Annotated in this window: 15 protein-coding genes; 8 read left to right on the forward strand and 7 right to left on the reverse strand. The window is 58.7% G+C overall.

The features are described 5' to 3' along the window. Position 1 precedes the first annotated feature (1 nt). The 4 genes from EOI86_RS05055 to EOI86_RS05070 form a co-directional block, all read right to left on the reverse strand. Positions 2-1,087, reverse strand: a complete 1,086-nt coding sequence (locus tag EOI86_RS05055) for a putative sugar O-methyltransferase (protein ID WP_161973704.1) — start codon at positions 1,085-1,087, stop codon at positions 2-4. Further along, positions 1,084-2,490 (reverse strand): aspartate aminotransferase family protein, encoded by a 1,407-nt coding sequence (locus tag EOI86_RS05060; protein ID WP_127764020.1) that lies wholly within the window; start codon positions 2,488-2,490, stop codon positions 1,084-1,086. Before EOI86_RS05060 ends, EOI86_RS05055 begins: the two co-directional genes overlap by 4 nt. 219 nt (positions 2,491-2,709) lie before the next feature. After that, positions 2,710-5,151 (reverse strand): ammonium transporter, encoded by a 2,442-nt coding sequence (gene amt, locus EOI86_RS05065; protein ID WP_127764021.1) that lies wholly within the window; start codon positions 5,149-5,151, stop codon positions 2,710-2,712. 15 nt (positions 5,152-5,166) lie between these two features. Further along, positions 5,167-5,526: a PilZ domain-containing protein gene (locus EOI86_RS05070; protein ID WP_127764022.1), complete on the reverse strand. Its 360-nt coding sequence runs from the start codon at positions 5,524-5,526 to the stop codon at positions 5,167-5,169. Between the two features lie 452 nt (positions 5,527-5,978). Here EOI86_RS05070 and EOI86_RS05075 point away from each other — a divergent pair, with 452 nt between their 5' ends. Continuing rightward, positions 5,979-7,574 carry an esterase/lipase family protein gene (locus EOI86_RS05075; RefSeq protein WP_127764023.1) on the forward strand — a complete coding sequence of 532 codons (1,596 nt, stop codon included), beginning with the start codon at positions 5,979-5,981 and terminating at the stop codon, positions 7,572-7,574. 40 nt (positions 7,575-7,614) lie between these two features. Here EOI86_RS05075 and EOI86_RS05080 read toward each other — a convergent pair whose 3' ends face one another. Further along, the gene (locus EOI86_RS05080) at positions 7,615-8,988 is read right to left on the reverse strand and encodes a glutamine synthetase family protein (RefSeq protein ID WP_127764024.1); all 1,374 of its coding nucleotides are present in this window, start codon (positions 8,986-8,988) and stop codon (positions 7,615-7,617) included. 127 nt (positions 8,989-9,115) lie between these two features. Between EOI86_RS05080 and EOI86_RS05085 the strand changes: the two genes are divergently transcribed. From EOI86_RS05085 to EOI86_RS05110, 6 genes are all read left to right on the forward strand, one after another. Continuing rightward, positions 9,116-10,504: a glutamine synthetase family protein gene (locus EOI86_RS05085; RefSeq protein ID WP_127764025.1), complete on the forward strand. Its 1,389-nt coding sequence runs from the start codon at positions 9,116-9,118 to the stop codon at positions 10,502-10,504. Positions 10,505-10,596: 92 nt separating this feature from the next. Next, positions 10,597-11,067 (forward strand): hypothetical protein, encoded by a 471-nt coding sequence (locus EOI86_RS05090; protein WP_127764026.1) that lies wholly within the window; start codon positions 10,597-10,599, stop codon positions 11,065-11,067. 129 nt (positions 11,068-11,196) lie between these two features. After that, entirely contained in the window at positions 11,197-11,868 is a 672-nt protein-coding gene (locus tag EOI86_RS05095; RefSeq protein ID WP_127764027.1) for a hypothetical protein, read from the forward strand. A gap of 231 nt (positions 11,869-12,099) precedes the next feature. Further along, positions 12,100-12,489, forward strand: coding sequence for a hypothetical protein (locus tag EOI86_RS05100; RefSeq protein WP_127764028.1), 390 nt, complete (start codon positions 12,100-12,102; stop codon positions 12,487-12,489). A gap of 149 nt (positions 12,490-12,638) precedes the next feature. Further along, positions 12,639-13,916, forward strand: a complete 1,278-nt coding sequence (locus tag EOI86_RS05105; RefSeq protein WP_127764029.1) for an NAD(P)/FAD-dependent oxidoreductase — start codon at positions 12,639-12,641, stop codon at positions 13,914-13,916. A 169-nt stretch (positions 13,917-14,085) separates the two neighbouring features. Continuing rightward, positions 14,086-15,021 carry a DMT family transporter gene (locus EOI86_RS05110; RefSeq protein WP_127764030.1) on the forward strand — a complete coding sequence of 312 codons (936 nt, stop codon included), beginning with the start codon at positions 14,086-14,088 and terminating at the stop codon, positions 15,019-15,021. Here EOI86_RS05110 and ald read toward each other — a convergent pair. Further along, positions 14,991-16,109, reverse strand: coding sequence for an alanine dehydrogenase (gene ald, locus EOI86_RS05115; protein ID WP_127764031.1), 1,119 nt, complete (start codon positions 16,107-16,109; stop codon positions 14,991-14,993). The genes EOI86_RS05110 and ald overlap by 31 nt on opposite strands. Before the next feature lie 171 nt (positions 16,110-16,280). Here ald and speB point away from each other — a divergent pair, with 171 nt between their 5' ends. Beyond that, the gene (gene speB / locus EOI86_RS05120) at positions 16,281-17,243 is read left to right on the forward strand and encodes an agmatinase (RefSeq protein ID WP_127764032.1); all 963 of its coding nucleotides are present in this window, start codon (positions 16,281-16,283) and stop codon (positions 17,241-17,243) included. A 17-nt stretch (positions 17,244-17,260) separates the two neighbouring features. Here the strand turns inward: speB and EOI86_RS05125 are convergent, their stop codons facing one another. Beyond that, positions 17,261-17,830, reverse strand: coding sequence for a nitroreductase family protein (locus EOI86_RS05125; RefSeq protein ID WP_127764033.1), 570 nt, complete (start codon positions 17,828-17,830; stop codon positions 17,261-17,263). Positions 17,831-17,905 lie beyond the last annotated feature (75 nt).

Here is a 17,905-nt window from a genome sequence, read left to right on the forward strand (position 1 = left end):
GTCAGGCCGCTTTTGGCGCCCACAATTTTGGGACGCCACGCAGGATCGGTCCTGTTTCCGACGGCGATACATCGTCGAAATAACGCGACAAGATATCCGGAACGTTCAAGCCGCCCCTGCGGCGATCGTCGAAGTTTTGTTCGAACAACAAACCGTCTGGCGGTAGGAGCCTTGCCAGGCCCTGGCCATATCCGTCGACCTGCGCTTCGGTCATTTCAGCGAAGGAAAGCGTGTTGAGGCCAAGATCCGCATGTTGCAGGCATTCGACGATGTCGGACCAGGCATAGTGGGGAACGAAAAGAAAGTCGTCGTTCTTGTCCAGATTTGCCTCAGACCGACCGTCGAAGAACGCAATGCGGGCGTCCGGCCGTGTCGCGGACAAATAGGCGGCTGAAAATGCCAAACTTGAGGGAAGGTCGACGATAACATAATGAAGGTTTGGCAAGGCGCGTTTGAGAATATAGGCGATACCGCCGAACCCGCCGCCGATTTCCACCACCACATGCCGGCGCGTTTGTTCCATGATGTGTTGGATCGCGCCGAAATTCGCCATCATCGCAATGCGTTCCGAAAAAGCGATGGTATCCAAATTCACCACGCCATGCGGACCTAGCCATCCCACTTCGCCCATCTGTTGGGGCAGGGTGATTGGGAGGAGTGCCGAGAACTGCTCCGCCGCGTCCAACGCATGGGACATTTCCAGATCCAGGCCGCGCGCCTCGATCGAGGCGAGCGAAGCATCGGGATCCGAATAGTCGGTCGGTCCGCCAATCACTTCCGGACTGGTGGCCATGTGAAGCAGCGAAATACCGGAAAACGGCCAGGAGAGAAAACGGAGGCGCTCCAAAGCCGCCTGCTCACCGGCTACAAGGTCAGCGGCATAGTCGGTAACGCCGGTCCAGAGCGGGGAGGTTTCCGTGAAACCATCCCCGTCCAGCGTCTTCTGAGTCTCCATGAACGACCTGACGATATCCAGTGCATTTCGTGCGCGGGCCAGTTGTTGGTCACTCAGCGGGATTTGGTCCCGGAAGTAACAGAACCGCGCCCGGTCTGCGGCTGGTTTTGTCAGGTCGTCCGATGGCGTCATAGACCGAGTTTTTCGACATCCGCAGCGGTTGCGTCGAGAGCCTGGCGCAGGGCGGCGACCAAATCGTCGATCTGCTCCTTCTCGATGATCAGCGGCGGGGAGACGACCATGGTGTCGCCGCATGCCCGGGAAACCGTGTTCAGTTTCATGATATGGTCGCGGCACATGGTGCCGACCTTGCCCACATCGGCAAAGCGTTGACGGGTCTTCTTGTCCTTGCAGATTTCGACCGCACCCAACAGGCCTAGTGTGCGAACCTCGCCCACCAGGGGGTGATCTGCCAGCGTGGCGAGTTTTTCGGCCAGATAGGGGCCGGTTTCATCCCGAACTTTCTCGACCAGATGCTCGCGCTCCATGATCTCGATATTCTTCAGCGCCACGGCGCAGGCGGCCGGGTGACCGGAATAGGTATAGCCGTGGGTGAACTCGCCGCCCTTGTCGATCAGGACCTTGGTGATCTTGTCGGAAACGGCGACAGCCGAAATGGGCAGATAGCCCGACGACATGCCCTTGGCCATCGGCACCAGATCGGGCTTGATTCCCAGTGTCTGATGACCGAACCAGGACCCCGTCCGGCCGAAACCGCAGATCACTTCGTCGGCAATCAGCAGCAGGTCGTACTTTTCACAGATGCGCTGAACTTCCGGCCAATACGTGCTGGGCGGAATGACCACGCCGCCGGCGCCTTGGATCGGCTCGCCGATGAAGGCGGCGATATTGTCGGGGCCCAGTTCCAGGATGCGCTGTTCGATGGCGTGTGCCGCGCGTTTGCCGAAATCTTCCTTGGATTCGCCTTCTTCCGCATTGTCGAACCAATGCGGCTGCATCACGTGGGTGATTCCGGGGATCGGCAGGTCGGCCTGTTTATGCATGCCTTTCATGCCACCCAGGCTGGCGCTCGCGACGGTGGATCCGTGATAGGCGTTCCAGCGGCTGATGATCGTCTTTTTGTACGGCTTGCCCATCAGATTCCAATATTGGCGAACCAGACGGATGACCGTGTCATTCGCTTCCGACCCGGAATTGGAATAGAAAAGATGGTTGAACTCGTCGCCCATCAGCGAGGAGACCTTCGCCGACAATTCAATCACCGGCGGCGTCGCCGATTTGAAGAAGGTGTTGTAGTAGGGCAGTTCCAGCATCTGCCGATAGGCGGCCTCCGCCAGTTCCGCCCGGCCGTAGCCGACATTCACGCACCACAGGCCGGCCATCCCGTCCAGCATCTTGTTGCCGTCCCCGTCATAGAGGTAACAGCCTTCGGCGCGGGTAACGACGCGCGCGCCGCCTTCCTTGCCCAATGCCTTGGTATCGGTGAAGGGATGCAGGTGATGCGCCATATCCAGGCGCTTCAGCTCTTCGATGTCGTAGTTGCGAACGGGTTGTGTATCGAGCGTCTCGGTCATAACGCAGGTCCTTTTCGATTGAGTGTCATATAGGCGAAAGGAACCCGCCGGATCAGGGATTGTACCCGATCCGCGCACAGAGGATCATCAACTCCATCTTTTCGTTACGAGCGAACATGCCGGCAGTATAACAGGTCTTTCCCGAAGGGGTAGGGGGCCGGGACAAATTGCCCTTCTGAAAACTCCCTTTCCCGGCAAAAAATAATTCGGGATCGGACCCTAGACGGATTTAGGCGTCGGCTCAGTTATCGGTGCGGTCCGGGCCCCGCCCAACGTCGCGACCAGTTGCGAAAGACGCGCGACGACGCGTTCCACCGTCGTGGACATGTCGAGCGTTCGTTCGGCGTATTTCCGGCTTTCCACTGCGGCCAGCTTCACCCTGTTCATTCCCTCAGCGGTCGCGTTGGACGATGCGCTGGCAACCGCGCCTTTTTCCGTTACACCGCGCGCGGCATCGGTGACCCCGGCGATCATGTCGACGACGCTGTTCGTCTCCACCTTGGCAGACTTCATCTTCTCAGCGATTTCCGAGGCTGCGGCCGATTGCGTCGCGATGGCGTCGGTGATCGTTAGAACGGCATCGCCCATAGAGGTCGTCGTGTCGGCAATTCCCGCGATGATCCGGGCGGTGTCGTCGGATTCCAACTGCACTTTGCCGATGGTCGTGTTGATTTCGTCGACTGCGGCCGTTGTTTGGTTGGCGAGGCCTTTGACCTCATTGGCGACGACGGCAAACCCTTTCCCGGCTTCTCCCGCCCGGGCTGCTTCGATTGTCGCATTCAGGGCCAACAGATTCGTCTGGTCTGCGATATCTTTGATGAAATTCAAGATATTGCCGATCTCGCCGACCGCTTCGGACAAACGGGCAACGCTTGCCGATGCCTCCTCCGACCGTTCCTTGGCTTCGCTGACGACAGAGCGCGTCTGGCCGGTTGTCGCTTCGATCGACGCGATCGCATCGCGCACCGTGACCGTTCCCTGTTCCGCGGCATCGACGGCGTCACGCAGGGAAATGGAACTGTTTGAAATCGTCGAGGTTTCGGCGAGCAGGCTTTCAAGAGAGTTGGAAATGTCGTCAACGGTTCGCGCGGTTTCCCGGCTTTCCGTTTCCATTGTCTCTGTGCTGCTGAAAGTCTCCTCGCTCTGGCTGCGCAAGGTATGGGCAATCCCTGACAGATCGCTTGCGGAGCTTTGCAGTTCCTGCGCATTGGCCGCGATGCCCGTCACCAGGCTATCGACATTTTCGATGATTCTGTTGAAGGCAAAACCGAGTTCTCCCGATTCATCCGCGCTGCTTTCTTCAAGCCGGCTCGTAAGATCCGCATCGCCGCGGGACAATTCGAGCATGCGGGCAAGGACGATTCCCGTTCCCAGGCTGGTTCCGTGCTCTGCCTCATTCAGGCCGATCAACTCATGCTCGCGCGATACCCGAAGGCCGCCCGACATGGATTTGTCCATCAGGAAAAAGGTCAGATAGGCGACACCGAAGGCCCAGACGAAGCCGATGGCGACACCGGCGCATTGCACGCCGATCTGCGACAGGCGGCCCTCCGCCGGCAAAAGGTCGGCGGGCATCAGGACGGCCAGAATGATCGTGCCCCAGGCACCGGCTACCCCATGTACCGCGACGGCCCCGACGGCGTCGTCGATTTTGAACCGGCGAAGCAGGATATGGCCCGCCAGCAACTGCACAATGCCGCCGGATATGCCGACAAGAACCGCGGTTTGCGTCGAAAGCACATCACAGCCGGCAGTGATCGCGACAAGCCCACCCAAGACGCCGTTGATCGATCGGTCCGGTTTGAAATATCCATCCAGCACCCGCGCAGCCAGCATGCAGGCAAGACCGCCCGTCGCGCCGGCGACGACCGTATTGGTGATGATATGGGCGAAGGCCGGGGTGCCGGCCGTCGTCGACCCGCCGTTGAACCCGATCCAGCCGATCCAAAGAATGATCGCCCCCACGGTCGCCAGCACAGGACTATGCCCGTGTATCGGCAGGGGGTTGCCGTCGCCGTCAAAGGCGCCCAGGCGCGGGCCGAGTACGATGCAGCCTGCCAGGGCCACCCAGCCGCCGACGGAATGCACGACCGTAGATCCGGCAAAGTCGATGAATCCCCAATCGGCCAGGAATGCCGGATTGTCCGCATGCAGCAGGTTGCCCCAGGCCCAATTGCCGAAGAACGGATAGATGATCACGGAAATGATGACGGTGATGATCAGGTAGCCGGAAAATTTCATCCGCTCGGCAACGGCGCCAGACATGATGGTCGCCGCGGTGCCGCAAAACACCACTTGGAAAACGAAGAATGTGAAGGTCCAGTCTGCGACCTTGTCGAAGATGAACAGCTCCGCTTCCATTCCAACGATACCGTTCCAGCTTTTACCGAACATCAGCATGAAACCGACGGCGCCATAGGCCACGACAGCGATGACCATGTCGGCGATATTCTTCTGCGCCACGCTGATCGAGTTCTTCGACCGGACCATCCCCGCTTCCAGCAGAAGAAATCCGCCCTGCATGAAAAAGACCAGTGCCGCCGCGATCATCGTCCAGACATGGTCCAGGTTCGTCTGCACCTGCGCGGCATCGATCGACTGGGCGAAGGCGTTTGATGGTAAGCCCGCAACTGCGGCCAAAACGATCAGTAGAAGTTTCATGTCAGTACCTTCAGTCTAGGCCGATAGCGGCGTTTGATCTTGGCCGTCGTGCTTGCGCAGGACGAATTGCCGGATGCTCATCAGTGTCGTGTATTCCAGGCGGGTGAAGGCGCAACCGGCGCCGGCTGCGGTCGACCGAACGACCTTCAAATGCGTCGCCAAGACCCGCTGCCCCGTCGCGGTTGGCAGGATGAGGTCGACGGAAAGCACCGCATTCTTGGCCAGCCTGTCCTTGCCGCTCTGAATGAACAGACCGCCGAGTGAGATATCCCGAACCGGGTGCTGTACGCCGTTATGGGCAACGAAGCACCCATGACAGAGATGCCGCGTGTCTTTACGCCGGTCTTTTTTCGATTTCCTGAACAAGCGAAGCATTTCAGCGCCTCAGTCCTAAGCCCTCGCATAAGGGGAACTGCCTTGACGCAGGTTCCCTCCGCCAAGCTGATAACTTAACATAGGTCTAAATAATTAAAGGATTATTAGCACCAAAAGCGGCTTTCTATCCCTGCACCGGTTGTATAAAGCGGGTTACCGCAGGACCGTTGCCACGCTTAATACTATCTTGGGATGCGACGATGTCATTCTTTCTGGGGATAGACCGGGCATTCTGAGAATGCGGGGAGGACTGCGGAGGGATGCTCTAATTGGCATTGTGATCGTTACAATAAGTGCGGTACCTTGGTCCGGCATTGATCGCCTTGGAACGGGCGAGATATGGGCGAGATATGGTCGAACGACGGGCAGGCAGTCATCACTGACGATGCCATGGCCAACCGTTCGTCATTCCCCAAGAAATAATCCGCCGAACCCCTTTCAGGAGACCGAGAATGACGATTACATCGCCCTATTACCCGATCATCTACGTTCGGGGTTATGCGGCCACGATGGGAGAGATCGAGAACACGGTCGCCACGCCCTATATGGGATTCAACCTGGGCTCGACGAAAATCCGCCAGGACTACGATGGCGATATTGTACCCTTCGTCTTCGAATCCCCCTTGATCCGTCTGATGAAGGACGAGGGATATATCGACTCCTATCGGGATGGAAAATTCGTGCCGCGCGGGCAACGCGTTCCGGCGAAAAGCGTTTGGATTTTTCGGTACTATGAGCCCGTGTCTGAAGACCTGGGATCGGGCCAGCGGCAAACCATCCCGCGTTTTGCGCTGGAGCTTCGGAAGTTCATTCTGCGCATTCGCGACCATGTCTGCGGCGACGACCAGGATGCACGGGACAAGTTCAAAGTCTATCTGGTCGCCCATTCCATGGGGGGGCTGATCTGCCGGACCTATCTTCAAAACATCTGCCGGAACGGGGTCCCGGAAGGGATATCACTTTCCGATATCACAAAAACACCGGGAGAGACGTTGGAACTGGACCAATTGCCGGCAGACCCGATGGTGGACAAGGTTTTCACCTATGCGACGCCGCATAACGGGATCGAGTTGAAAGGCATAAACGTGCCGGATGTCGGGACACTCGACCCGGTCCATGTGCGCAATTTCAATCGGTCCTATATGCGCGAATATTTGAGCTTGCCTGAGGGCGAGGGCGCGGTGAACAAGCTTGATGGGGCCTTCCCGTCGGAACGCTTCTTCTGTTTTGTCGGCACCAACTACAAGGATTACGACGCCTTTTTCGGCCTGTCGAAAAAAGGCACCGGCGCGATGAGCGACGGGTTGGTGATGATCAAGAATGCCAGCGTCGACACGGCGCCACGCGCATTCGCCCATCGCAGCCATAGCGGCCACTACGGCATCGTGAATTCCGAAGAAGGCTACCAAAATCTGAAACGCTTCCTGTTCGGCGACCTGCGGGTCGACGTGAAGCTGCTGGTCGACGAAATCACCCTGCCCAAGGAAATCATGGAAGAGGTCGACGGGAACCTGTCACGGGTGAAGGCGGCTTATAATATCGAAACCTCGGCCAAGATCCGGGGGTTGAACGTCGCCTTGAGCGAACGCATGGTCCGCCACGGATCGGCGATCCGTCTAACCTATGAGGAACTGGTTCACGCGGGTAAGCCAGCCTATCTGTTCAGCGGCTACCTTCAGCGAAAGGCGAAGATGTCGGGCGCCAAGGACACAGCGATGGCCTTTGCGGTAGAAATCGGCGTTCAGGTTCCGGTCTATGAAATCGACAACAGTTTTTGGTTCGATGAGCATTTCGAGGGCGGTCTTCTGTTCAAGGAAACCGTCATCTTCCATGTCCGGCGCACGGCGCAGGGGGAGACGATCCGCTACGGGCTGGCGTCCGAAACCGGCATGATGGCCGCCAACCGCCCGATGCAGCCGAGCCAGGTTCACGGCAAGGGAGCCACCTTCGAATTGCCGCTGGGTTTCAAGGAAGGTGCTGCCCGGAAGCCCATGCCCGGCTTGCGCGGCCGTCTCGTTGTCGATGCGTCGCTTTGGAACACGGAATGAACAGCAAAAAAACCCGGCGCATAACACGCCGGGTTTTCGGTCACACGTTCAGCAATAGGTTTTCGCGTTCCCAGCTTGAGATGACGCGCTGGTAGAGGTCGGACTCGTAGGTCTTCACTTCCGCCAGCAGCTTCACGAACTGTTCGCCCAGCATCAGCTTCAGCGGCCGGGCGTAATTTAGTTTGCTCAGCGAGTCTTCCAGGTGCCTTGGCAGGTTGAAGGCCAACCGATAGGCGTCGCCATCGATCGGTTTGGTCGGTTCGAGCTTGTCCTTCAAACCCAGCAAGCCGCAGGCCAGGGACCCGGCAAAGGCGAGGTAGGGGTTGGCGTCCGCGCCGGCGACGCGGTTTTCCACCCGGAAAGCATTCGGCGCCGAATCGGGAACCCGCAAGCCGACGGTTCTGTTGTCGATGCCCCAATGGGTGTTGATGGGCGCGTCGGAATACGGGGTGATGCGGCGATAGGAATTCACGTTCGGCGCAAAAAGCGGCATGGCGGCATTCACATATTTCTGCAATCCGCCGATATAATGATGCAGCTTCTTGGAATGTTTGCCCTTGTCCGTGGCGAAGATGTTCTTGCCGGTGCGCGTGTCCAATACTGATTGATGGATATGCATCGACGACCCCGGTTGATACTGATGGGGGCGGGCCATGAACGTGGCGTACATGTCGTGCTTCAAGGCCGCCTGCCGGACCGTGCGTTTGAACAGGAAGACCTGATCGGCAAGGTCCATCGGGTCGCCATGATTGAAATTGATTTCCATCTGCGCGGCGCCGGCCTCATGGGCCATTGTCTCGACATCGATGCCGCTGCCTTCGCAATAATCGTAGATGTCTTCGATCACCGGGTCGAATTCGTTCGCGGCTTCGATGCCATAGGCTTGGCGGCCGGTTTCCTGCCGGCCGGACAAACCGGCGGCCGGTTCCAGGGGATAGTCCGGATCCAGGTTCTTCTTGATCAGATAGAATTCCAATTCCGGTGCGACGACCGGTTTCAGGTTCCGCTTCGCATATTGTTCCAACACGTTCCGCAAAACCGCGCGCGGCGCGAAGGGGACCGGCTTACCGTCCAGGAAACTGACGTCGCAGATGACCTGCGCCACCGGTTCCGGATACCAAGGCACCATGCGAATGCTGGAGGGATCGGGCTGCATGAAAATGTCGCGGTTGGATTCCCAAACCACCCCGGAAACACTGGCGACGAAATCGCCGGTCACCGTTTGCAGGAAGATCGCTTCCGGGATACGCAACCCTCGATCCGACAATCCGCCGATGAAGCGCTGTGTCGGGACGATCTTGCCGCGCGCAATGCCTGAAATATCGGCAACGAGGCATTCGACCTCGTCGATACGGTTTTCCCTCAACCAGTCGGACATTTCGCTTAAGGAGGGTTGGGTCACGTGTGATTCCATTCATGGTTATTGTCGATGGCGTCGAGAATATCCCTCAGGGCTTGACGCGGCAAATCCCACGGGCACCATTCTGCAAATGGTTGCGCTTTGCCGGATTTGTGCGGAACGCTCTTAACGTGGATTGCTCATGACCCAGCTTTTAACACAAGAATCCGTCGATGCCTTTCTTTCCGAACATCCCGATGTTGAGACGGTCGACGTCCTTCTGCCGGATACGAACGGAATCTTTCGCGGCAAGCGGTTGCAGATGTCGGCCCTCAGCAAGCTTACCAAGGAAGGTATGCGGATGCCGGGATCGACATATCTGTTGGATATCGAAGGGCAAAACTGCCTTACGACGCCGTATGGATCGACGGACGGGGACCCCGATTTGGCCGTTTTTGGGGTGGACGAAACCCTTTCCCTGATCCCGTGGGCCGAACGCCCCTCAGCGCAAATCATGGGAACGATGTTAAACGATGACGGCGCGCCGTTCTTCGGCGACCCGCGCCAAGTGCTGTTGTATGCAATGAAACCGCTGACGGATATGGGGCTGACCCCGGTCATCGCGATCGAGCTTGAGTTCTATTTGCTGGATCCGAAGATGGGACGTGACGGTATGCCGCGCACGGCGATTGCCCCGGATCTGCGCCAAAGGCCCAAGACGGTTCAAGTCTATAGCATGGATGACTTGGGCGATTTCGATGCGGTGCTGACCGAAATCGAACGAAGCTGCGAGATACAGGGCGTGATGGCGGATGTGACCACGTCGGAATTCGCGCCGGGGCAGTTCGAAATCAACCTGAACCATGTTGCCGATGCGGCGGCGGCCTGCGATCAGGCGGTCCTTTTCAAGCGGGTCGTTAAAAGCGTTGCGCGGAAGCACCGGATGATTGCCAGTTTTATGGCGAAACCATTCCCCGAACAGGCCGGAAACGGCATGCATGTGCATGTCAGTCTTGTCGACAAGGAGGGGCGGAACATCTTTTCCAGCGAGGCGGTCGATCCGGAAACCGGCTTGAACATGGATGCCAGCCTGAAACACGCGATTGCCGGTTTGCGGCAGACGATGGCGGATGGGATGGCGATCTATGCGCCGAACGCCAATTCATACCGGCGGTTCCGCACCGATAGTTACGCGCCGGTCAACCGGGCCTGGGGCGTGAACAATCGGTCTGTCGCTTTGCGCATCCCGCATAGCGACGCTGCCGCCGTCCGTGTGGAACACCGCGCCGCGGGCGCGGATGCCAATCCCTATCTGGTCACCGCCGCAATTCTGGCGGGGATCCATCACGGCATTTCGGAGAGACTTGATCCGGGGCCGATGGAAAAGGGCAACGCCTATGACCGACCGCAAGGGGGCTTGCCGACACGGTGGGAACCGGCGCTCTTAAAGTTCCAGGGTAGCGACGTGATGCGGCGCTATTTGGGTGAGACGTATCACGAAACCTATTTGGGCATTCGCCGGTGGGAGGCCGACCAATATCATGACGTTATTCCGCCGCGGGATTATGAACTTTATATGCGCAGTGTGTGATAAAGTGCCCGGGTTTGATTGGTGAGGCCTGAATTTCCATCTGATGAGTAGCTTTAGGGCGTTCGTAAACGGTAATTTGGCGGGTGTGACGCATGGTTAGATCATTTTCGATGATTGTCCTTTTGCTGGCCTTGGCCTGTATGGTCGGTGTGCAGCGGCCTGCCTATGCGCAATCTGTTCTGAATTCGCCGATAGAAGGGCTGTGGATCGCGCGTTTCTTCGGGTCCGACAAGGATACGAGCGGCGCCGCGCAATCCTCCTTCTGCGGTGCCCGCCGGTCGCCCTTCAGGGATCTGTATTTCCAGTTTGGTCGCGTGAAAACCACGCTGGAGGATGAATACGGCTACCGGTTCGATCTGGCAGGGGCTTTCATTGGCCGCAACTTCATCGGCGAAGTACGCCTCACGGACGGGCAGGGGCTTGAACTGCTCGGACCGGCCAAGGGGGTCTTGACCGGCAGTGGCCAGGCGCGGATTTCTTTCAAGGCGAAAAACCTCAGCGGCGCGTCGGACTTGGTCTGCAATGCGGTGTTGCACCTGAAGAAGGGTGCCGGCGGCGATTGACCGGGTTGATAAACACACCCTAAGATACCGTTTATGGGGTACTATTTTTCTCTTCTCGGCTGCGTTCCCGGTCATTCTTGTCAGGCTATCGTTTGCGCTTCTTTCAGGCGATGGGGATGCGCATTGCTCATGCTTGCCCTGGTTACGGCCTGCCAAACGACGGCGGGCGGTCCGCCGCGGGATGAATGGGTCAAAGTTCCGAAGGACCTTCTGCGGCTGCAAGTCGCTGATGACTTCTACGCCAAGCGGATCGATGCCCTGGGAAGCGAGGCGGAAGTCGCTTGGTTGACCGCCAAGGGAAACCAAAAATATTTTGAGCGCCTAACCTTCCGTGGGCCTTCTTATCTGATGAGCCTGCATCTCAGAATGTTGCCTACCGGTTGGTATTGGACCGTCCCCGAATCCGCCATTGGTCTGCAAGGCGACCTTGGAATTTTCTATGACTGGGCGTTGGGCGACGTTGACCTAGCGGGCATATCGGTTGTGCAGACAGGGTTTCCCCGTTCCTTCTATGCACGGTTTACGTCGAAGGGCCGCGATTGCGCCGGCGTGATGATCGCAAGCCGGGTCGCCGGGCTGTCCAACAGTTTTCAGAATACGATCGTCGGCTTTCTTTGTGCGTCGGCGGGGAGTGCTTCGTCGCTTAGTGACGATACGATCCGGGCCATGATATTTGCCGTCAGCATCAACGATCCCTACTACAATGGCGACGGTTTCAGCGACGAGCAGATCGAGTATTTCAAGGGCCAGCAAAAAGGGATTGTCCTGTATCGACCGAACTTCGTGCCCGGGCAGGGCTGAAGGTCCCGCGCACCCCGCGATAGCTGAAAATCCTGAACAAAACGCTTTTTGTGCAGTCGTCGCGGCCCCCATCTGTGGCTTTTTTGCCATAGTATGAACAAGATATTGGATTAAAATTAGAGAAAGCTGAAGTTTTAGATAGCCACGGGATCATTTTTTACTAAACTAGCCCGGTACCACACATAATCAGCCCGGCATCAAGATCGGGAGGATAGAGAGTAGGGGGACGCCATGTTTGCCCTTGTGGGAGTAGCCTTTTTCTTCGCCGCGTTGGTGCCGACCTATGTGTTGAGCCGGGTTCTGCTTGTCTTCTTCTGGCGGTCCGACAGCGGTCCATCCCTTATCGCAGGGTGCCATGTGGGCGCCTATCTGTTCTGCGCCTTGATAGGCGCTGTCGGTTTTGCCGCGGGTGACGCGGCCGCCGGGGCGCCTAAGGTCATGCTCGCCGTGCTCAGCTTCGCCTTGCCTCAATTCGCTTGGCTGGTGATGGACCTGTATCGGTTCGAGCAACGATACGGTGCGCGCCGTCGGGCCGAGACGCCTGTTCGCGATGTCAGGCCCGCGCCGAGCCCATTGATGCTGCCCCCGCCGGATCATTTCAGCCGCAGTGGAATGCGCTGAGCCTTCATTCGTGATGGATGCACCGCGCCCGACGTGCCGGGTTTGATTAGCATTTCCGCAACATTCCTACCCGCGTACAGGGCTTGTGGCCCCCCCACCGCGGGCGCTAGAACGGATGTGTTCTATTACTTATCGATGGACGAATTCCCATGCATCCGACGAATGAACCTCTGTCCTATTACAGGGCCAGCGCCAACGACCATTCCGATCATCCTGCGTTGCAGGGGGACATGACGGTGGATGTCTGTGTCGTCGGCGCCGGATATACCGGCCTGTCTGCCGCGCTGGATCTGGCCACGGCAGGTTATTCGGTTGCCGTGCTGGAAGCCAAGGTGGTCGGCTATGGCGCGTCCGGGCGGAACGGTGGGCAGATATGTTCGGGCTTTAACAGCAGCTTCGAACGCATGGCAGAACGGGTCGGCAACGACGATGCCGTGAAGGCCTGGAACGTGGCCGATGACGCGGTGAAACTGGTTGCGCAACGGGTGGCGGACCACAAGATCGACTGCGATATCAAATGGGGCTACATGCATGCTGCGATCAAGCAGCGTCAGGTCGATGAACTGGAGCATATGGCGGAAGAATATACCCGTTTCGGGCATGACGATGTGCGCCTGTTGGACAAGGACGGGATTCGGGAAAAGATCGGTTCGGATGCCTATGTCGGTGGTTTGTGGGAAGAGCGGGCCGGTCATCTGCATCCGCTGAATTATTGCCTGGGATTGGCCAAAGCGGCTGTTGAGGCCGGGGCGCGGATATTCGAGAATTCGCCCGTTTTATCTGTCGAAACCGAAGGCAGCCCGAAGGCGCATACGGCGAACGGCACGGTTTCCGCAAAATTCATGGTATTGGCGGGGAACGCTTATCTGGGGGGCACGGTGCCGTATTTGTTCCGTCGCTTGATGCCGGTACAAAGCTATATCCTGGCGACGGAACCTTTGAGCGACAACCTGGCGCGGGACGTGTTGCCGGAAGATGACGCGATCGCGGATTGCAATTTCATCGTGAATTATTTCCGCCTCAGCGGCGACAAACGAATGCTGTTCGGTGGGCGGGCGAGCTATTCCACGGTGCAGCCCGGCGATTTGTTTTCCTTCATGAAGCCGCGCATGACGGCGATTTTTCCGCAGCTATCAGAGTCAAAACTCGATTATTGCTGGGGCGGTTACATCGGCATCACGGTGGATCGGATGCCGCATTTGGGCCGGATGGGCCAGTCGACCTATTTCGCACAGGGCTTTTCCGGGCACGGGCTTGCGCTCAGCGGCATGTCGGGGCGCTTGATGGCGGATGCGATCCGTGGACAAGCCGAACATTTCGACGCTGTTGCCAAGTTCAAGCACCCGATCTTCCCCGGCGGCCGTTTCCGCACCCCGGCCCTGGTGATGGCAATGATCTACTACCGTATGAAGGATTTACTGCCCTGATCCCACCGTCGTTGGCGTCAATAGGCTGATGGGCCGTTGCGCTGACGGTGTGACCGAAATCTCAAGACCGAAAACCGCTTCTTCGCCGGATAGCAAGTACCGGGTGTCGTGAGCGGCAGGACCGGCCCATGAAAGTTGCTTGTTCTTACAACAAGCAAGGAACGGTTCCATGGGTGCGCGTCCAATGTCAGCCGGTGTATGGGGGTTGATTGTCCTTTTATCCCTGGTCTGGGGTGGCTCTTTTTTCCTTACCGAAATCATCCTCACCGGCATGGGGCCACTAACCCTGGTGACCGGGCGCGTCGGAATTGCGGCGGTGGGCCTTTGGGTCGTCATTGCTATTCGGGGTGAAAGCTTGCCCCGCTTCGGGTGGATCTGGCTCGGCCTGCTGGCGATGGGGGCGCTGAACAACGTAATCCCCTTCAGTCTGATCAGTTGGGGACAGACACGGATCGATAGCGGTGTCGCTTCCATTCTGAACGCCACGACCCCGCTTTTCGCCGTTCTTGTTGCGCATGTCTTCACGCAAGACGAAAAATTGACCGTGCCGCGTATGGTCGGTGTGTGTTGTGGTGTTGCCGGCGTGGCCGTTCTGATCGGGCCGAATGCCATCACGGGGCTTGGCGATTGGCGCGAAGGGGCTTTGCTGGGCCAATGTGCGGGCCTCGCCGGCGCGCTTTCCTATGCGCTGGCGGGCGTCTTCGGCCGCCGGTTGCGCGGATTGTCGCCCTTGGTCGCGGCCACGGGCATGTTGACCGGCAGCACGATCCTGATGGTGCCGATCTCCATGATCGTCGAACAGCCCCAGGCCGGGCCTTTTCCGGGGCTTGTTCCCTTGGCGGCAGTCACGGCAATCGCGCTCGTCTGCACTGCCTTCGCCTATCTGCTCTATTTCCGAATTCTGGCGCGGGCCGGTGCCACCAATCTGTTATTGGTGACCTTGCTGATTCCGGTGAGCGCACTCTTCCTTGGATCGGCCTTCCTGGGCGAGGCGATCACCCCGAACGCCCTTATCGGCATCGGGATGATCGGCGCGGGCCTGTTGGCCGTTGATGGCCGCCTAATGCTGCTGCTCTACAAGCCAAGCACTTCTTCAGGGGCGTGATAGTCCATGCCGAATTCATCGGCGACCGCCCGGTAGGTGCACTGTCCCTGGTGGATGTTCAGTCCGGCACGCAGATGCACATCCTTGCCAAGCGCCGCCCGGTATCCGTCATTCGCCAATTTTAAGGCGAAGGGTAGGGTGGCGTTGTTGAGCGCGAAGGTCGATGTCCGCGCCACCGCGCCCGGCATATTGGTGACACAGTAATGCACCACGTCATCGACGACATAGGTCGGGTCCGAATGGCTGGTCGGGCGTGAGGTTTCGAAACAGCCGCCCTGGTCGATGGCGATATCCACCATGACGGATCCCGGCCGCATCGCTTTCACCATGTCCTGCGTCACAAGTTTCGGCGCGGCCGCGCCCGGCACCAGAACGGCGCCGATCACGAGGTCCGCGTTGGTCACGTGATGTTCGATCGCATCGACGGTCGAATAAATAGTGTTCAGCGTCGGCCCGAAGATCGTATCCAATTCCATCAACCGGTCCAGCGACCGGTCGATGACGGTCACGCGCGCCTCCATTCCCATGGCCATGCGCGCCGCGTTGGTGCCGGAAACACCGCCGCCGATGACGACGACATCGGCCGCAGGCACGCCCGCGACACCGCCCAGCAGCACGCCGCGTCCGCCCTGTTCCTTTTCCAGATGGTGGGCGCCGACCTGCACGCTCATCCGGCCTGCCACTTCGCTCATCGGCGCCAGCAAGGGCAATCGACCGCGAGCGTCGGTGACGGTTTCATACGCGATGGCGATGCAGCCGCTGTCCATCAAACCCCTGGTCTGCGTTTCGTCCGCCGCCAGGTGCAGATAGGTGAAAAGTATCTGCCCGTCGCGCAGCATCTTGATTTCGGAAGGCTGCGGCTCCTTGACCTTGACGATCATATCCGCCTTTTCGAAGACCTGGGGCGCGTCCGGCAGGATTGTCGCGCCGGCCCTTTCATAGTCTTGGTCCCATACGCCGATGCCGGCGCCGGCCTCTGTTTCGACAAATACTTCGTGCCCGTGATGAACCAGTTCACGGACGCTGGAAGGCACAAGGCCGACCCTGTATTCGTGAATTTTTATCTCTTTCGGAACACCCACTCGCATAATCGTTCACTCCCGCTTTTGCTTTTGATTTTCTCCGAGGATAACAGTTCCACGCTGTTTTCCAATTGGCAGTTGACCGTCGGGATACATGGTTGAAAGCTGTCGCCGGCGGCCGACTAGGTTTGGCGGCCTTTCGATTTCGCGGCGACGCATTTTTACGAGGGATGGGATATGACGGGATCAAGTGAGCAAAAGGGCGACCAGGGTTTTCGAAAGACGGACCCCTATGGCCGTTGGCGGGAATCCACCTATTCCGGCACGCTGTCCTTCTTGCGCCGTCCCTATACACGCGAGCTTGAGGGGATTGATGTCGCGGTAACGGGTATTCCGTTCGACCTAGCGACAACCTATCGGCCGGGCACACGCCTTGGCCCGCGCGGGGTGCGCGCCGGCAGCGTCCAATTGTCTGAACTGTTGGCTTTTCCGTTCAATTTCGACCCCTTCGACCATCTTGCCGTGGTCGACTATGGCGACTGCTTTCTTGAAGTCGGATATCCGGAAAAAATGCCGGCGATCATCACCGCCCACATCCGTGAGATCATGGACGGCGGCGCGAAGCCGCTTTCCATCGGCGGCGATCACTTCATCACCCTGCCCATTCTGGAAGCGATTGTTGAGAAACACGGTCCGATCGGCCTGGTCCATTTCGACGCGCATCCCGATACGTGGGACGACGACGGCAGCGAATTGAACCATGGCACGATGTTCACCCGTGCGGTAGCGAAAGGTTTGGTCGACCCGGCGCGGTCGGTTCAAATCGGCATTCGCACGATCACCGATGACGACCGGGGCATCACCATCCTGGATGCGCCTTTCGTACACAACAACGGGCCGGAAGCGGTGATCGAACGGACGCTGGAAATCGTCGGGTCCGGGAAGGCTTACCTGACCTTTGACATCGACTGTCTCGATCCGGCCTCCGCGCCCGGCACAGGCACGCCGGTGGCCGGCGGCCTCAGCAGCGCGCAGGCGCTGGAGATCGTCCGCGGCCTGGGTTCAATTGATTGGACGGGGATGGACATCGTCGAGGTTGCGCCGCCTTACGATCACGCGGAAATCACGTCTATCGCCGCGGCGACCATCGCCCATGACTGGATTTGCCTGGAAGCGCTGCGAAAGAAAGCGGCGTCCTAGTTAGGCTGACTGACCTTTCAGCCGGTCCATACGGATGTGAAGGCCTCATGGCTGGGGCGGTCCTTGACCGGGCCTGTCCCGTCCGGTGTGCCCATATAGATGAAGGTCACGATGGCGTCCTTGCGGCTAAGGCCGAGCGAACTTTTCACATGTTCGTCATACGCCGGCCAACCGCTGAGCATGATGGCCCCGTAGCCCTTGGCATGGGCGGCGGTAATGACGTTCTGCGCGGCGCAGGCGGCGGCGACCACCTGCTCGACCGGCGGCACCTTGGGATGGTCCTCGGTGATTTCGGCACAGACCGCGACGATCAGCGGCGAGCGAAGCGGTTTGGAACGGATAGACTCCAGGGCGGCCTTGTCGGAATTCGGTTCACGCAGGATCAGGGCCTCGGCGAAGACGTCGCCAAGGCGTTGCCGCGCATCCCCTTCGATGATTTTGAAGCGCCAGGGCCGCAATGCGCCATGGTCCGGCGCGGTCATCCCGGCTTGCAGTATTTCCGCCAGGTCCTGGCCCTCGGGCACAGGTTCCTTCAGCGTCACGGCGCGTGCAGATTGGCGGGAAAGGATGGCTTCAATTGCTTGCATGGATCATCACCGTTCGAATGGCTTAAAGAATGAACCGGCCCGAAACGCCGACCGGCTGACAAGGATATAAGGGCA

The sequence above is a fragment of the Hwanghaeella grinnelliae genome, from assembly GCF_004005845.1.
Lineage (GTDB): Bacteria > Pseudomonadota > Alphaproteobacteria > UBA8366 > Aestuariispiraceae > Hwanghaeella > Hwanghaeella grinnelliae.

Bases quoted from the DNA above. Each gene is read 5' to 3' on its own strand.
- EOI86_RS05060 (WP_127764020.1), bottom strand. From the start codon at position 2,490: ATGACCGAGACGCTCGATACACAACCCGTTCGCAACTACGACATCGAA.
- speB (WP_127764032.1), top strand. From the start codon at position 16,281: ATGACGGGATCAAGTGAGCAAAAGGGCGACCAGGGTTTTCGAAAGACG.
- EOI86_RS05110 (WP_127764030.1), top strand. From the start codon at position 14,086: ATGGGTGCGCGTCCAATGTCAGCCGGTGTATGGGGGTTGATTGTCCTT.
- EOI86_RS05085 (WP_127764025.1), top strand. From the start codon at position 9,116: ATGACCCAGCTTTTAACACAAGAATCCGTCGATGCCTTTCTTTCCGAA.
- EOI86_RS05055 (WP_161973704.1), bottom strand. From the start codon at position 1,087: ATGACGCCATCGGACGACCTGACAAAACCAGCCGCAGACCGGGCGCGG.
- EOI86_RS05080 (WP_127764024.1), bottom strand. From the start codon at position 8,988: ATGGAATCACACGTGACCCAACCCTCCTTAAGCGAAATGTCCGACTGG.
- EOI86_RS05095 (WP_127764027.1), top strand. From the start codon at position 11,197: ATGCTTGCCCTGGTTACGGCCTGCCAAACGACGGCGGGCGGTCCGCCG.
- EOI86_RS05090 (WP_127764026.1), top strand. From the start codon at position 10,597: ATGGTTAGATCATTTTCGATGATTGTCCTTTTGCTGGCCTTGGCCTGT.
- EOI86_RS05100 (WP_127764028.1), top strand. From the start codon at position 12,100: ATGTTTGCCCTTGTGGGAGTAGCCTTTTTCTTCGCCGCGTTGGTGCCG.
- EOI86_RS05075 (WP_127764023.1), top strand. From the start codon at position 5,979: ATGACGATTACATCGCCCTATTACCCGATCATCTACGTTCGGGGTTAT.
- EOI86_RS05105 (WP_127764029.1), top strand. From the start codon at position 12,639: ATGCATCCGACGAATGAACCTCTGTCCTATTACAGGGCCAGCGCCAAC.
- EOI86_RS05070 (WP_127764022.1), bottom strand. From the start codon at position 5,526: ATGCTTCGCTTGTTCAGGAAATCGAAAAAAGACCGGCGTAAAGACACG.
- amt (WP_127764021.1), bottom strand. From the start codon at position 5,151: ATGAAACTTCTACTGATCGTTTTGGCCGCAGTTGCGGGCTTACCATCA.
- EOI86_RS05125 (WP_127764033.1), bottom strand. From the start codon at position 17,830: ATGCAAGCAATTGAAGCCATCCTTTCCCGCCAATCTGCACGCGCCGTG.
- ald (WP_127764031.1), bottom strand. From the start codon at position 16,109: ATGCGAGTGGGTGTTCCGAAAGAGATAAAAATTCACGAATACAGGGTC.